11 protein-coding genes are annotated in these 14,685 nt (G+C 71.3%); 7 read left to right on the forward strand and 4 right to left on the reverse strand.

The features are described from left to right. Positions 1-57: 57 nt before the first annotated feature. Positions 58-1,011 carry a PP2C family protein-serine/threonine phosphatase gene (locus ACQP1K_RS12740; protein WP_433501086.1) on the reverse strand — a complete coding sequence of 318 codons (954 nt, stop codon included), beginning with the start codon at positions 1,009-1,011 and terminating at the stop codon, positions 58-60. Between the two features lie 224 nt (positions 1,012-1,235). Here ACQP1K_RS12740 and ACQP1K_RS12745 point away from each other — a divergent pair, with 224 nt between their 5' ends. After that, the gene (locus ACQP1K_RS12745; protein WP_433501087.1) at positions 1,236-2,321 is read left to right on the forward strand and encodes a M24 family metallopeptidase; all 1,086 of its coding nucleotides are present in this window, start codon (positions 1,236-1,238) and stop codon (positions 2,319-2,321) included. Positions 2,322-2,434: 113 nt separating this feature from the next. Here the strand turns inward: ACQP1K_RS12745 and bioB are convergent, their stop codons facing one another. Next, on the reverse strand, positions 2,435-3,508 hold the full coding sequence (gene bioB / locus ACQP1K_RS12750) for a biotin synthase BioB (protein ID WP_433501088.1): 1,074 nt from the start codon (positions 3,506-3,508) through the stop codon (positions 2,435-2,437). A 157-nt stretch (positions 3,509-3,665) separates the two neighbouring features. Between bioB and ACQP1K_RS12755 the strand changes: the two genes are divergently transcribed. The 6 genes from ACQP1K_RS12755 (at position 3,666) to ACQP1K_RS12780 (ending at position 12,682) form a co-directional block, all read left to right on the forward strand. After that, positions 3,666-6,236 (forward strand): ATP-dependent Clp protease ATP-binding subunit, encoded by a 2,571-nt coding sequence (locus ACQP1K_RS12755; protein ID WP_433501089.1) that lies wholly within the window; start codon positions 3,666-3,668, stop codon positions 6,234-6,236. Between the two features lie 62 nt (positions 6,237-6,298). Then, on the forward strand, positions 6,299-6,775 hold the full coding sequence (locus ACQP1K_RS12760) for an Lrp/AsnC family transcriptional regulator (RefSeq protein WP_433501090.1): 477 nt from the start codon (positions 6,299-6,301) through the stop codon (positions 6,773-6,775). Positions 6,776-7,123: 348 nt separating this feature from the next. After that, the gene (locus ACQP1K_RS12765; RefSeq protein WP_433501091.1) at positions 7,124-9,379 is read left to right on the forward strand and encodes a HelD family protein; all 2,256 of its coding nucleotides are present in this window, start codon (positions 7,124-7,126) and stop codon (positions 9,377-9,379) included. A gap of 410 nt (positions 9,380-9,789) precedes the next feature. After that, positions 9,790-11,280: an apolipoprotein N-acyltransferase gene (lnt, locus tag ACQP1K_RS12770; RefSeq protein WP_433501092.1), complete on the forward strand. Its 1,491-nt coding sequence runs from the start codon at positions 9,790-9,792 to the stop codon at positions 11,278-11,280. Next, complete coding sequence (locus tag ACQP1K_RS12775) at positions 11,280-12,023, forward strand: polyprenol monophosphomannose synthase (RefSeq protein ID WP_433501093.1); 744 nt, start codon at positions 11,280-11,282, stop codon at positions 12,021-12,023. Before lnt ends, ACQP1K_RS12775 begins: the two co-directional genes overlap by 1 nt. 68 nt (positions 12,024-12,091) lie before the next feature. Then, complete coding sequence (locus ACQP1K_RS12780) at positions 12,092-12,682, forward strand: FxsA family protein (protein ID WP_433501094.1); 591 nt, start codon at positions 12,092-12,094, stop codon at positions 12,680-12,682. Positions 12,683-12,791: 109 nt separating this feature from the next. Here the strand turns inward: ACQP1K_RS12780 and ACQP1K_RS12785 are convergent, their stop codons facing one another. Both ACQP1K_RS12785 and ACQP1K_RS12790 read right to left on the reverse strand, forming a co-directional pair. After that, positions 12,792-13,136, reverse strand: a complete 345-nt coding sequence (locus ACQP1K_RS12785; protein ID WP_055483728.1) for an RNA polymerase-binding protein RbpA — start codon at positions 13,134-13,136, stop codon at positions 12,792-12,794. A gap of 122 nt (positions 13,137-13,258) precedes the next feature. After that, entirely contained in the window at positions 13,259-14,608 is a 1,350-nt protein-coding gene (locus tag ACQP1K_RS12790; protein WP_433501095.1) for an MFS transporter, read from the reverse strand. Positions 14,609-14,685: the final 77 nt, after the last annotated feature.

Here is a 14,685-nt window from a genome sequence, read left to right on the forward strand (position 1 = left end):
CCCATTGTGACCTGCCCGACCGACAATCCGCGCCAGGTCACGCGCGGGCCGGCGCCCTCACCCCGTCACCCGTACCGCCAGCAGGCACACGTCGTCCTCGGGATCGGGCCCGCCCATCGCGGCGACGAACCGGTCGAGCCGCGCGTCGAATCCCGCGTCGAAGCGCGTTCCCGGGCCCGCGTCCGAGCCCGTGTCGCGGCCCGGAGCGGGGGCCGTCTCCGGGCCGGAGCCGCGGCGATCGCCGCCGGTGCTCTTCTCACCGGTGATCTCCTCAGCGCCGTGCAGGGCGAGCGACACCCCTTCGCCGATGTCGCGGTCCCGCCGTTCCACCAGGCCGTCGGTGAACATCAGCAGCAGGTCGCCGGGGGCGAGCCGGAGCTCCGCCATGCCGTACGGCGGGTTCGCCGTCGCGCCGAGCACGACCCCGGCCGGGGCGGCGAGCTGGCGGGCCGAACCCCGCCGCACCAGGATGGGGGCGGGGTGGCCGGCCTGGGCCCAGGACAGCCGCCGGGTGGCCGGGTCGAGGTGGCCGCAGACCACGGTGGCGGTCGTGTCGGCGAAGCCGTCGAGGACGAGGGTGTTGAGCCGGGCGAGCAGCAGGCCGGGGGAGTCCCCGGACATGCTCAGCCCGCGCAGTGCGCGTCGCAGCCGGGTCATCTTGTCGATCGCGGGCTCGCCGTGGCCGGACACGTCGCCGACGGCCAGGAACAGCCGGCCGTCCGGCAGCCGGACCGCCTCATGCCAGTCGCCCCCGAGGCCGGTCGTCACGCCGGCCGGGACCGAGCGGGCCGGGACCGAGCGGACCGCGATGCTCGCGTAGGGGAGGTCGCCGGAGTCCACCCGTCCGGGCAGGATCACGTCGCGCAGGCCCGCCGCCGTGTGGGCACACTCCGCGGCCCGTGCTCGGACACTCTGCAGCTGGTGTGACGACTCCTGTTCGGGGTCGTCGGCGGGGGGAAGGGACGGCTGTGCGCCGTCCACCAGGCCGACCATGAAACTCGCTCTCAGCATGCTCGCGGATACGGGGACCGGGCAGAACGAAACGTGATCGTTCTAGCGCGGAGCGTAGCAGTAGAGGATGCCGCCGGGATGGGATTTCTTCTATGCGGTGGAATAAACCCCAGCCCGGTGGCACCGTCGCGTGTCGTCCACCGGCGGCGAGCGCCGGAGTGGAGATCGGTGGGAGGGGCACTAGATTGGGCCTTGTGACAACGACGTCCTCTGAGCTTTATCCGGTGACCCGACTCGCCGAGGTCCGCGCTGCCACCGCCCGGGCCGGTCTCGGCGCGCTGCTGCTGACCCCGGGGCCCGATCTGCGCTATGTGACCGGCTACGACGCGATGCCCCTGGAGCGGCTGACCTGCCTCGTCGTGCCCGCCGCCGGGGAGCCGTTCCTGATGGTTCCGCGTCTGGAGCTGCCCGCCGCCGAGCACTCGCCGGCCGTGCGGCTCGGCATCGAGTTCGTGGCCTGGGACGAGACAGACGATCCGTACGAGGCGGTGGCCGGCCGGCTGGGCGCCGTCGAGCGGGTCGGCCTCGCCGACCGCATGTGGGCGATGCAGTCGCTGCGGTTCCGGGCCGTCATGCCGGGGGCGGAGCAGGTGCTCGCCGGGAGCGTGCTGCGCGAGCTGCGCATGCGCAAGACACCGGCGGAGAAGGCGGCGCTGGCGGAGGCGGGTGCGGCCATCGACGCGGTCCACGGACTCGTCCCGGGCCTGCTGAAGGCCGGCAGGACCGAGCGCGAGGTGGGCCGGGACATCGCCGAGGCCATCATCGACGCGGGGCACACCCGGGTCGACTTCGTGATCGTCGCCTCGGGGCCGAACGGCGCGAGCCCGCACCACGAGCTGTCCGATCGGGTGATCCAGTCCGGCGAGCCCGTCGTGGTCGACATCGGCGGGACCATGCCGAGCGGGTACTGCTCCGACTCCACCCGGGTCTACTGCGTCGGCGATCCCCCGGCGGAGTTCGCGGCCTACTACGAGGTGCTCAAGAACGCCCAGGAGGCGGCCTGCGCGCACGTGCGGCCCGGGGTGACCTGCGAGTCGGTGGACGCCGCCGCCCGCGAAGTGATCGCCGAGGCGGGGTACGGCGACCGCTTCGTGCATCGCACCGGCCACGGCATCGGTCTGGAGACCCACGAGGAGCCGTACATCGTCAGCGGCAACACCGAGCCGATGGAGCCGGGCTTCGCGTTCTCCGTCGAGCCGGGCATCTACCTGCCGGGCGAGCACGGCGCACGCATCGAGGACATCCTCATCTGCGGCGAGACCGCCGGCGAGCGGCTGAACAACACCACCCGCGACCTCGTCATCGTCTAGATCGGTTCCGGAAGATCCTCTGGATCGGTTCCGGTAGCCGGTCAGATCGGTCGCGCGAGCCGATTCGGCGGCCCGGCCGAGCCCGATGGGGCGCCCGCCGGGCCGCCGGACGTTCAGGCGTTGGCGGCCTCGCCGGTGCCCGCGCCTCGCCTGCGGGGCCGTACGAGATCGTGGTGGGCGTCATCGTGGGTCTCGTGCCGATCGCCGGGCGCCGCGCCCTCGACGACGAAGCCCGCGTCGTGGATCAGCTGGAGGTCGTCCTGGCCCGGCTGCCCCTCGCTGGTGAGGTAGTCGCCCAGGAAGATCGAGTTCGCCACGTGCAGCGCCAGCGACTGCATGCTCCGCAGATGGATCTCCCGTCCGGCGCCGATCCTGATCTCGGCGGCCGGGCAGACGAAGCGGACCATGGCGAGGATCCGCAGGCAGCGCTGCGGATTCAGATGCCACTGACCACCCATCGGCGTGCCCTCGAACGGGATGAGGAAGTTCACGGGGATCGAGTCGGGCGCCAGCTCGCGCAGTGCGAACGCGACGTCGACCAGATCCCCGTCGCTCTCCCCCATGCCCGCGATGAGGCCCGAGCACGGGGACAGCCCCGCCTTCTTCGCCCGGTCCACGGTGTCCACCCGATCGGCGTACGTATGCGTGCTGCAGATGTCGGCGTAGGCGGCGTCGGAGGTGTTGAGGTTGTGGTTGTAGGCGTCGGCGCCGGCGTCGCACAGCCGGTCGGCCTGGCCGTCGGAGAGCAGCCCCAGGCAGGCGCACACCTCGACGTCGGGGTGATCGGCCTTGATCGCGGAGATGCTCCGGGCGACCCTGTCGACGTCCCGGTCGGTCGGGCCGCGGCCGCTGGCGACCAGGCAGACCCGCCTGGCGCCGCCCGCGATGCCGGTGGCGGCGCTCGTGACCGTCTCGTCGGTGCTCAGCCAGGTGTACTTGAGCACGTCGGCCTTGGAACCGAGCCGCTGGGAGCAGTAGGAGCAGTCCTCCGGGCAGAGCCCGCTCTTCAGGTTGACCAGGTAGTTGAGCTTGACCCGCCGGCCGAAGAAGTGGCGGCGCACCCGGAACGCGGCGGCGACCACGTCCAGGATGTCGTCGTCCGGCGTGGCCAGCACGGCGCACGCCTCGTCGCGGGTGAGCGGCTCCAGGCGGATCGCCTTCTCCGCCAGGGCCTCGAGTGACATCATGCGTTTCTCTCCATTCGCGTGGTCGGCCGATCGGCGATCAAGCAACAGCACACAGCATCGCATCCCGGCCCCGGAGAGGGGAGCTCGCCGGTTACGTCAGGCGGCCACGGGTAGGCAGAGGTTTGACCGGCACCTGACTACGCCGCTGGGGGACGATATGGCGAGCAGCGAGTTCTGGCCGTACGGTTTCAGCCCGCTGGACGAACTGATCACTCGTTTCTTCGGGGGTCAGCCCGGTGGAACCCCCGGAGCCGGTCGGCCGGTGGACATAGGGCGACTGCTCAGTGAGGACGCGATCGAGCTGCTCCGGGTCGCCGCGGCCAAGGCGGCGGAGTGGGGCGCGCCCTACCTCGATACGGAGCACCTGCTGTGGGCCGCCACCCAGGTCGACTCGACGCGGCGACTGCTGGAGCAGGCCGGGGCGGATCCGGAGGAACTGGCCGGGAACGTGGCCGAGCTGGCCGAGCGGCACGAGCCGCGGCAGTGGCCGATGCCGCTCGCCCCGGCGGCGAAGCGGGCGCTGCTGGACGCGCGGCGGATCGCCAGGGCCACCGGGCACTCCTACATCGGTCCCGACCACATCGTCTTGGCGCTGTCGGCCAACCCCGACTCCATCGCCGGGCGGCTGCTGCGGCGGATCCCGCCGCAGGCGCTGGGCGCCGACGCGGCGGCCGGCGCGGCGGAGGCGATGCCGGTCCGGCGGTCGCCCAGCACCACGCCGACGCTCGACCAGTACGGCAGGGACCTGACCGAGCTGGCCAGGGAGGGCAGGATGGACCCGGTGATCGGCCGGGACGACGAGATCGCCCAGACGATCGAGGTGCTGTCGCGGCGCACCAAGAACAATCCGGTGCTGCTCGGCGAGCCCGGCGTGGGCAAGACCGCGGTCGTGGAGGGGCTGGCGCAGCGGGTGGCCGGCGGGGAGGCGCCGGAGACCCTGCGCGGCAAGCGGGTGGTGCAGATCGACCTCGCCGGGATGGTGGCCGGCACCAAGTTCCGCGGCGAGTTCGAGGAACGGCTGAAGAAGGTCATCGACGAGATCCGCGACCACGGCGACGAACTGATCGTGTTCCTCGACGAGATGCACACGGTCGTCGGCGCGGGCGGCGCCGAGGGCGCGATCGACGCCTCGAACATGCTCAAACCGGCGCTGGCCAGGGGCGAGCTGCACGTGGTGGGCGCCACCACGCTGGACGAGTACCGGCGCTACGTCGAGAAGGACGCGGCGCTGGAGCGGCGCTTCCAGCCGGTTTTCGTGCCGGAGCCGAGCGTCGCTGACACGATCGAGATCCTGCGCGGGCTGCGCGACCGGTACGAGGCGCATCACCAGGTGCGGTTCGGCGACGAGGCGCTGATCGCGGCGGCCGAGCTGTCGGACCGGTATCTGACGGGGCGGTTCCTGCCCGACAAGGCGATCGATCTGATGGACCAGGCGGGGGCGCGGGTCGCGCTGCGTACGAGGACCACTCCGTCCGACACGCGCGAGCTGGAGGAGCGGCTGGAGCATCGGCGGCGCGACAAGGAGCAGGCCGTCGCCTCCGAGGACTACGAGCGCGCCACCGAGCTGCGGGACGAGATCGCCGAGCTCGGACGGCGGATCGAGGAGACCAGGGGAGGCCGCAGGGGCGTGCCGGAGGTCACCGCGGCCGACATCGCCGAGATCGTCTCACGGGCGACCGGCATTCCCGTCGCGCAGCTCACCCAGGAGGAGAAGAAGCGCCTGCTCACCCTGGAGGAGCACCTGCACCGGCGGGTCGTCGGCCAGGACGAGGCGGTCGAGGCGGTGGCGGAGGCGGTGCGGCGGTCGCGCGCCGGTCTCGGCGACCCCAACCGGCCGATCGGCTCGTTCCTCTTCCTCGGCCCGACCGGCGTCGGCAAGACGGAGCTGGCCCGCGCGCTGGCCGAGGCGCTGTTCGGCGACCAGGACCGCATGATCCGGTTCGACATGAGCGAGTTCCAGGAGCGGCACACCGTCTCCCGGCTGGTCGGCGCGCCGCCCGGCTACGTGGGCTACGAGGAGGCTGGCCAGCTCACCGAGGCGGTACGGCGGCGGCCGTACTCGGTGGTCCTCCTCGACGAGATCGAGAAGGCTCACCCCGACGTGTTCAACCTGCTGCTGCAGGTGATGGACGACGGCCGGCTCACCGACGCGCAGGGCCGTACGGTCGACTTCAAGAACACCGTGCTGATCATGACGTCGAACCTCGGCGCCGACCTGATCATGGCGCGCCCGGGGGAGGCGGCCGCCGAGCTGCGCGGGCAGCTCATGCGGCTGCTGCAGCGGGCGTTCCGGCCCGAGTTCCTCAACCGGATCGACGAGACGATCGTCTTCCACGGCATCGACGCCGAGCAGCTCAGGCAGATCACGGTGCTGCTGCTGGAGAAGAGCAGGCGGCGGCTGCACGCCCAGAACATCGTCCTCGACGTGGACGCCGCCGCGGTCGACTGGCTGGCGCGGCAGGGATACCAGCCCGAGTTCGGGGCGCGGCCGCTACGCCGTACGCTCCAGCGCAAGATCGACAACACGCTCTCCCGGCTGCTCCTCGACGGCACGCTCAAGCCCGGGCAGCGGGTCCACGTCGGAGTGCGGGACGGCGACCTGGCGTTCACGGTGTCGGAGGAGGAGGGCGCCCCGGCGCCCGGTGCCGAGCCGCACACGCTGGTCGCCCCGGAACGGGGGGAGGGCCGGCCGGAGGAGCGGGTGCGGTCTCCCGGGCACTACCTCTGAACCGTCTCATTCTGAGGACGTGACGCACACGGGCACACCGGGACGGCGCTACCGTTTCAGACGTGGAGGAGATCGATCGCCGAATCGTGACATTGCTGGCAAGCGACGGCCGGATGAGCTTCACGGACCTGGCCAAGGAGACCGGACTGTCGGTGTCGGCCGTGCACCAGCGGGTGCGCAGGCTGGAGAAACGCGGGGTCATCCGCGGATACGCGGCGCTGGTGGACCACGACGAGATCGGTCTGCCGCTGACCGCGTTCGTCTCGATCAAACCGATCGATCCGGCCGCGCCCGACGACGCCCCCGAGCGGCTGAGGCATCTCACCGCCATCGAGGCGTGTCACAGCGTGGCCGGGGACGAGAGCTACATCCTGAAGGTCCGCGTCGCCTCGCCGCTCGCGCTGGAGGAGCTGCTCCAGCAGATCCGCGCTTCCGCGAACGTCAGCACACGCACCACGGTCGTGCTGAGCACCCCGTACGATTACCGCACCCCGATGGGCGGACCTGATCCCGGCTCCGAGGCCGCCCCCGGCGGCTGACCCCGACGAGCGGGGCCGGTCGGAACGTCGCAGGGGTCCGGTAGGACGGTCCGCGTCGGGTTCCCCGGCCGGGGGACGCCGTCGTGTTCCCCTGTACTCCGGCCCCGTACGAGCGGATCCCGTTCCGGCGGCACTCCGGGCGCGGCGCCCTCGTCGATCGACCACGGCGGGTTCGGCGTGCCCGCCAAGCGCGGCCCGCTCGCCGGTCGCCCCTCCGACCTGGCCCTCCGCACAGGCCGGGAAAGTTCACCGGCCATCGGACATGGTGATCGCCGGTGTCGGCGGCGCGGCGTTTCCGCGACCGAGCTGTGACCCGCGGGTCGTGGGGCCACTAGACTCTGTCGGCCTATGTCTGAGACTTCGGCGGGTGAGCTGGCCCGGGAACAGAAGTACGTCGCCGCGCTGTACCAGCGCCTCGACGTGCTGCGCGAACGTACGCGCAGACAGCTTGACGACGTGCTGGCCCAGGGCGCCTCGGGCACACACCAGAACCGCTCCGAGCGCGATTCGTTCGCCGGCATGTACGCCCAGCGCCTGGCCCGGCTGTGGGCGGTGGAGGACCGGCTGTGCTTCGGCAGGCTGGACCTCGCCACCGACGACCATGCCGCCGACGACCTCGCCGGCGAGACCACGCTGTACATCGGCCGGATCGGCCTGACGGACGACGACCAGCACCGCCTGCTCATCGACTGGCGCGCCCCGGTCGCCCAGCCGTTCTACCGGGCGACCCCGGCGGCGCCCATGGGCGTGACCCGCCGGCGCCACCTGCACACCAAGGGCCGCGCCGTCACCGGCGTCGACGACGACCTGCTCGACCTCGACCGTCTCACCGAGGCCGACCGGGCCACGCTGAACGGCGAGGCCGCCCTGCTGGCCTCGCTGGACGAGCGGCGCACCGGGCGGATGCGCGACATCGTCGCCACCATCCAGGCCGAACAGGACGCGATCATCAGGAGCGACCTGAACGGCGTCCTCGTCGTCCAGGGCGGCCCGGGCACGGGGAAGACCGTGGTGGCGCTGCACCGGGCGGCCTACCTCCTGTACACCTATCGCGAGCGCCTGGAGCGGCGGGGCGTGCTGGTCATCGGGCCCAACCCGACGTTCATGCGCTACATCGAGCAGGTCCTGCCCTCGCTCGGCGAGACCGACGTGCTGCTGTCCACGATCGGGGAGCTCTATCCCGGGGTCGGCGCGACCCGCCACGATCCCCCGGAAACCGCCGCGATCAAGGGATCGGCCCGGATGGCCGAGGTGGTGGCGGCCGCCGTACGCGAGCGGCAGCGGGTGCCGGACCGGCCGGTGGAGATCAGACTCGACAAGTTCACGCTGCGGCTCGACGTCAAGTCCTTCGAGGCCGCGCGGGCGAAGGCGCTGCGCAGCCGCAAGCCGCACAACGAGGCGCGGCCGGTCTTCGTCCGGCATCTGCTGAACACGCTGACCAGGCAGGCCGCCCGGCGGCTGGGCCGCGGCATGCTCGACGATGCCGACTTCGCCGACCTGCGCGAGGAACTGCGTACCGAGGAGCCGGTGCGGACCGCGCTCAACCGGCTCTGGCCGTACCTCACCCCGCAGCGCCTGCTGATCGCCCTGTTCACCTCCGCCGAGCGGATGGCCGCCGCCGGGCTGGCCGAGCGGGAGCGTGAGTCGCTGCTGCGGGAGCCCCCCCGGCCGGGCGAGGGCGGCGGCTGGTGGAGCGAGGCCGACGTCCCGCTGCTCGACGAGGCCGCGGAACTGCTCGGCGAGATCGACGAGGGGGTGGTCCGGGCGGCCAGGCTCGCCGAGGAGGAGCGGCTCGAACGGATCGCCTACGCCAGGGAGGTCCTGCAGCTGACCGGCATGGCCGACATCATGGACGCCGAGCGCTTCGCGGCCCGCCAGCAGGCCGAGGAGATCCACCTGACCACGGCGGAGCGTGCGGCACGCGACCGCACCTGGGCGTTCGGCCATGTGATCGTCGACGAGGCGCAGGAGCTGTCGGAGATGGCCTGGCGGATGGTCATGCGCCGCTGCCCGAGCCGGTCGATGACCGTCGTCGGCGACATCGCGCAGACCGGCTCGGCGGCCGGCGCGGCGAGCTGGGGCCGGATGCTTGACCCGTACGTCAAGGGTCGCTGGCGCGAGGCCGTGCTGACCGTGAACTACCGTACCCCGGCCGAGCTGATGGCGGTCGCCGCCCGGGTGCTGGAGCTGGTCGGGCCCGACCTGAAGGCGCCGGAGTCGGTGCGCGAGACCGGTGAGCGGCCCTGGGCGCTGCATGTGCCTGACCTGGCCGGGCTGGGGCCGGTGGTGCGTGAGGAGATCGTCGAGGGGGGCCGTCTCGTCGTGATCGTCCCGGCATCGTCGGAGCGGGAGATCGGGGCGATGATATCCGTCGCCGTGCCGGGACCCGCCGCACTCGACGCGCCGGTCGCCGTGCTGAGCGTGGCGGACGCCAAGGGACTCGAGTTCGACTCGGTGATCGTGGTCGAGCCGCTGCGGATCCTGGCGGAGTCGGCCCGGGGGCCGAGCGACCTCTACGTGGCGCTGACCCGGGCCACCCGGCGCCTCGGCGTGGTGCACACCGGTGCGCTGCCCCCCGCCCTGGCCGGCCTGACCGCTCGGTGACCGGCATACGAGGCGACAGGCGTACAAATGGCCATGGGTGACCCGCTCGGCGCTCCCCAGCTGCGGAAAGTTGACATTACCGCTGTTTGGGGCTCGGTTGACATCTGAGCTGAGGTCGGTAGTTTGCTGCGAGTCCAGCACGGGACTGACCGGTTGGCCGTCTCCTGGCGCCATCGACTCCTGCGTCCGTGACGGAGAGTGACTCCGTCTGCACAGCCAGGCGTAGAGCGATGTTCCGCGGGGCCGGGGCACCCCAGCCGGCCGGGGGGTTGGACCCAGGGAAGGGGTCCGGGCACCCAGTAGACAACGGTCTCCGCGCCCGTCGCCGGCGGGACGGAACCGGTCCGAAGGGCAGCCCGGGCCCCCTTCCGCCCGGCATCCCCTCCCAGCGGCGGCACTAGAGTGTGCCCGTGTTACTGAAAGCGGCCTCCTCCCTCGCCGGCGGCCTGGTGCTCTACCTGGCCTTCCCGCCCATCGGGTGGTGGTTCTGCGGGCCGATCGGCGTCGCGCTCCTCGCCCTCGCGTTGTACGGCACGCGCCCGCGCCGCGCGGCCTGGATCGGATATGTGGGAGCGGTCGCGTTCCTGTTTCCCACGCTGTCGTGGGTGCGGCCGATCGGGGACGACGTCTGGCTGGCCCTGGTCGGCATCGAGAGCCTGTTCTGGGCCGCCCTGGCGGTCGCGGCCACCCTCGTCATGCGCCTGCGCGCCTGGCCGCTCTGGGTGGCCTGCCTGTGGGTCGCCCAGGAGTGGGCGCGCGGCCTGTTCCCGGTCGGCGGCTTCCCCTGGGCGCGGCTGGCCTTCAGCCAGGGCGAGTCGCCGTACACCCCCTTCGCCGCGCTCGGCGGCGCGCCGCTTGTAAGTTTCACCGTCGCCCTGTCGGGGACTCTGCTGTCCGCGCTGGTCATCAGGCTCGCCGGGGGTGTGCGGTGGGACCGGACCATTGCCGGAACGCTGCTCGGCGCGATAGCCGTACCTGTGCTGGGGTTCGTGGTTCCCCGGCCCGGCGACGAGGGCGAGACTGTGCGGATAGGCGTCATTCAGGGGAACGTCCCCGGGCGGGGGATGAACTTCCTCGGCGACGAGCCCGCCGTCGTGCTGCGCAACCACGCGAACGAGACACACCGCCTGGCCCGGGCCGTACGGGACGGCGAGCTGCCCGAGCCGGACCTCGTGGTCTGGCCGGAGAACTCGACCGACATCGACCCCTACAGCGATCGGTCCGCCGCAGAGGTGATCGACTCGGCGGCCAAGGACATCGGCGTGCCGATCCTCGTCGGGGCCGTCGTGAAGATCGGGACAGAGAACCGCGCGACGCGCGGCCTGGTGTGGGACCCGGTCACCGGGCCGGGCGCCTACTACGACAAGCGCAAGCTCGTGCCGTTCGGCGAGTACACCCCGATGAAGGAACTGGTGCTGGCGCTGTCGTCGCGTGCCCATTTGGTCGGCAGGCAGTCGATCGCCGGTAAAACGCCGGGCGCGCTGCGGATGGGCCCGGTTACGGTGGGTGTGGTCGAGTGCTACGAGGTGGCGTTCGACGGCATGGTCAGGGACACCGTCGACGCCGGTGGCACCCCGCTGGTCGTGCAGACGAACAACGCCAGCTACGCGCTGACCAACCTGCCGCCCCAGCAGCTCGCGATGTCGCAGCTGCGCGCGGTGGAGTTCAACCGGGCGGTGATCACGGCGGCGACCACGGGGATCTCGGCGTCCGTCGCCCCGGACGGCCGGGTCGCGTGGCGTACGGGCGAGCTGGTCGCGGACATGAACGTCGTGGAAGTCCCCGTCAGGACGCGGAGCACGCTCGCCGCCAGGGTGGGTGCGCTGCCGGAATGGATTTTGATATTGATTGGGGCGACTGCGACCGTGGCGGCGATTGCGAAAGCGCGGAGGAACAGCTGATGGAGCAGCCTGACGGGCGAGTGCTCGTGATCGTTCCCACGTACAACGAGCGAGAGAACCTGCCCGTGATCACGCGGCGGCTGCGCGAGGCGCTGCCGGACGCGGACCTGCTCGTCGCCGACGACAACAGCCCCGACGGCACCGGCGAGATCGCCGACGAGCTGGCCGAGCGGGACGACCACATCCACGTCATGCACCGGCCGGGCAAGCAGGGCCTCGGCGCGGCCTACATCGCGGGGTTCCGCTGGGGCCTGGAACAGGGCTACGACATCCTGTGCGAGATCGACGCCGACGGCTCGCACCAGCCGGAGGAGCTGCCCAAGCTGATCGACGCTGTCGCCCGGGGCGCCGATCTGGCGATCGGCTCCCGGTGGGTGCCGGGTGGCAAGGTCGTCAACTGGCCCCTCCGGCGCGAGCTGCTGTCGCGCGGCGCCAACGTCTACGTGCGGCTGATGCTCGGCATCCCGGTACGCGACGCCACCGCCGGCTTCCGCGCCTATCGCGCCGCGACGCTGCGGAAGATCGGCCTGGACGACGTCGAGTCGCAGGGCTACTGCTTCCAGGTCGACCTCACGCTCAGGACCGTACGGAACGGCCTGCGCGTGACCGAGGTGCCGATCAGGTTCGTGGAGCGCACGGTCGGCGCCAGCAAGATGAGTGGGAACATCATGAAGGAGGCCCTGTGGCGGATCACCGTCTGGGGCGTCCAGGGCATCGACCGGCGGTTACGCCTTCGGCGATGACCGGAACCACTCGGGCGGCGGCGACGTTTGACTCTGTATGTACGGCCGCCGTGTGATTGAGGCATGACATGCTGAGAATCGGGTTGCTCCTGGCGTTCCTCGCGCTTCCCATCCTGGAGATATGGTTCCTCATCCAGGTGGGGTCGGTCATCGGCGGCTGGCAGACGGTCGGCCTGCTGATCGCCGCCGCCGTCCTGGGCGTCTGGCTGATGCGCAGGGAGGGCAGACGGACCTGGGCCGCGCTGCAGAGCGCCATAGGGTCCGGGCGGATGCCCGATCGCGAGCTGGCCGACGCCGCCCTGATCATGGGCGGCGGCGCGATGCTGCTGGCGCCCGGTTTTCTCAGCGACGTGATCGGCCTCCTCTTCATCCTGCCGCTCACCCGGCCGGTCGCCCGTCGCCGGCTGATGTGGTTCCTCGATCGGTGGATGCGCTCGCTGGCCGCGCGTTCGCCGTACGGCCCGCTGCTGGACCACACCGGCGCGTTCGGCGGCCCCGACGGCTCCGGCCCCGAGGGATTCGGCCCTGAGGGTTTCGGCCCCGGCGGATCCGGTGCTGCCGGTCGGCCGGGGGGCGGCGGGCGCGTCCGCGTGGTGCACGGCGAGGTGATCGACGACGAGGGACCGGCCGGCGGGCCGAATCCCCCGGCGGGAAGGTGAGGCCGCGGGCCGATCGATCAGCCGGAGAGAACGCGAGACGCCCCCGGTGACCGTTCGGGCGAACGGTCACCGGGGGCGTGCGTCATGTCGTCATCGATCGGCGGGCTCACTAGGCGCTCTTGCGGCGCTGCTCCCGCAGGATGGCCAGGCGCTCGTTCAGCACCTCTTCCAGATCCTCGATGGACCGGCGCTCGAGCAGCATGTCCCAGTGCGTCCGCGGGGGCTTGACCTTCTTCTGCTGCGGCTGCTCGCCATCGAGGCGCAGCGCGGTCGTGCCGCAGCTGCGGCACTCCCAGGTCGCGGGGATCTCAGCCTCGGCGGCGAGCGGCACGGTGGTGAGATGACCCTTGGGGCACGTGTAGGACACCTCCTGGCGCGGAGCCAGGTCGGTGTTGCGGTCGTTCTCGTAGCTGGTCGCGCCGAGTCGTGTGCCGCGAAGTGCACGCTCTCCCATGTTGCAAGCCTCCTGAGGTCCCCGCCTAGAGGGGTTATGTCGCCACCGCGTACAACGCCTGATACCGTTTGTGGATTCCCAGGACTGGCCTGATCCAATCCCGCGGGGTTCCGGCTCGTGGTCTAGATGTGATCGGGGACCTCGTTACCGGCCTCGCGGATGGCCCGGGGAAGATTGACGATCATGAGCAGCACGAAGCCGATCACGAAGAACACGATCAGCGAGACGATCGCGGTGCGATAGCTGTCGGTGACCTGCAGAGCCAGCGTGAGCACGAGCGAGCCGAGGAAGGCCGAGCCCTTGTCGCTGATCTGGTACAGGCTGAAGTATTCGGCCTCCCGTCCCGGCGGGATCACCAGGGAGTACAGCGAGCGCGACAGCGCCTGGGTGCCGCCGAGGACGATCGCGATGAAGAACGCGATCGCGAAGAACTGGACCGCCGCGCCCTTCTCCAGGAAGTAGGCGACGCCCACCACGGCCGTCCAGACGACGAGGCTGGCGAGCACCGTGCGCTTGGTGCCGTACCGCAGGGCGAGCCGGCCGAGCAGGAGGGCGCCGCCGAACGCGACGAACTGCACCATGAGGATCGCCCCGATCTGCGTGCTCTTGCCCAGCCCCAGCTCGTGCTCCGCGTAGGTGGACGAGAAGCTGATCACGGTCTGCACACCGTCGTTGTAGAGCAGATAGGCGACGAGGAACAGCAGCGTGCGGGGGTAACGGCGCAGGTCGGCGATGGTACGGCCGAGCTGGCGGAGGCTGCCGGACACGGCGCGGGGGACGGTGGCGTCGTGGGCGTGGCCCGGGCGGTCGCGCAGCCGCAGCATCGGGATGATCGCGAACATCGCCCACCACAGACCCGCCGAGGCCAGACTGATCCGTACGGCGAGGCCCTCTTCGATGCCGCCGCTCAGGTAGAGGGCGAGGTTCAGCGCGAGCAGCAGGCCGCCGCCGAGGTAGCCGAACGCCCAGCCCCGGCTGGAGACGGCGTCCCGCTCGTCCGCCTTCGCGATCTGCGGCAGGAACGAGTCGTAGGTCACCCGCGCTCCGCCGAAGGCGACGTTGGCGAGCAGGAACAGCCAGCCGCCGAGCAGGTAGCGGTCGCCGGAGACGAAGTAGAACCCGATCGTGGCCGCCGCGCCCAGATAGGCGAGGAAGCCCATGATCTGTTTCTTGCGGCCCGTGTGGTCGGCCAGGGCCCCCACGATCGGCATGGTCACGATCTGCAACAGCACCGAGAGCGTCACGATGGACGTGAAGTACGCCTTCGGCCGCAGGTCCAGCCCGAGGAAGGCGACGAATCCCTCCTCGCCGCCGGCCGCCGTGATCGCCACCGCCGTCAGGTAGGGCCCGAGGAAGACGGTCAGGGCGGTCGTCTGGAACGCCGAGTCCGCCCAGTCGTACCAGTACCAGGCGCGGTGCTCACGGCGCCGCGCCTGCGGCGACTCCTCTTCGACGACCTGGGGGGCGGTCATGCTGTCTCCCTCATAAGACGATCAGGGGAAATCGAAGCCGAGGCTATCCCCGATCCCGCGCTCGCGACAGGCGGGGC

The organism is Sphaerimonospora sp. CA-214678 (assembly GCF_050942215.1).
In the GTDB taxonomy this organism is placed as follows: domain Bacteria; phylum Actinomycetota; class Actinomycetes; order Streptosporangiales; family Streptosporangiaceae; genus Sphaerimonospora.

Coding starts and splice junctions, on each gene's coding strand:
- ACQP1K_RS12755 (WP_433501089.1), top strand. CDS start 3,666: ATGGCGAGCAGCGAGTTCTGGCCGTACGGTTTCAGCCCGCTGGACGAA.
- ACQP1K_RS12780 (WP_433501094.1), top strand. CDS start 12,092: ATGCTGAGAATCGGGTTGCTCCTGGCGTTCCTCGCGCTTCCCATCCTG.
- ACQP1K_RS12790 (WP_433501095.1), bottom strand. CDS start 14,608: ATGACCGCCCCCCAGGTCGTCGAAGAGGAGTCGCCGCAGGCGCGGCGC.
- ACQP1K_RS12775 (WP_433501093.1), top strand. CDS start 11,280: ATGGAGCAGCCTGACGGGCGAGTGCTCGTGATCGTTCCCACGTACAAC.
- ACQP1K_RS12765 (WP_433501091.1), top strand. CDS start 7,124: ATGTCTGAGACTTCGGCGGGTGAGCTGGCCCGGGAACAGAAGTACGTC.
- ACQP1K_RS12785 (WP_055483728.1), bottom strand. CDS start 13,136: ATGGGAGAGCGTGCACTTCGCGGCACACGACTCGGCGCGACCAGCTAC.
- ACQP1K_RS12740 (WP_433501086.1), bottom strand. CDS start 1,011: ATGCTGAGAGCGAGTTTCATGGTCGGCCTGGTGGACGGCGCACAGCCG.
- bioB (WP_433501088.1), bottom strand. CDS start 3,508: ATGATGTCACTCGAGGCCCTGGCGGAGAAGGCGATCCGCCTGGAGCCG.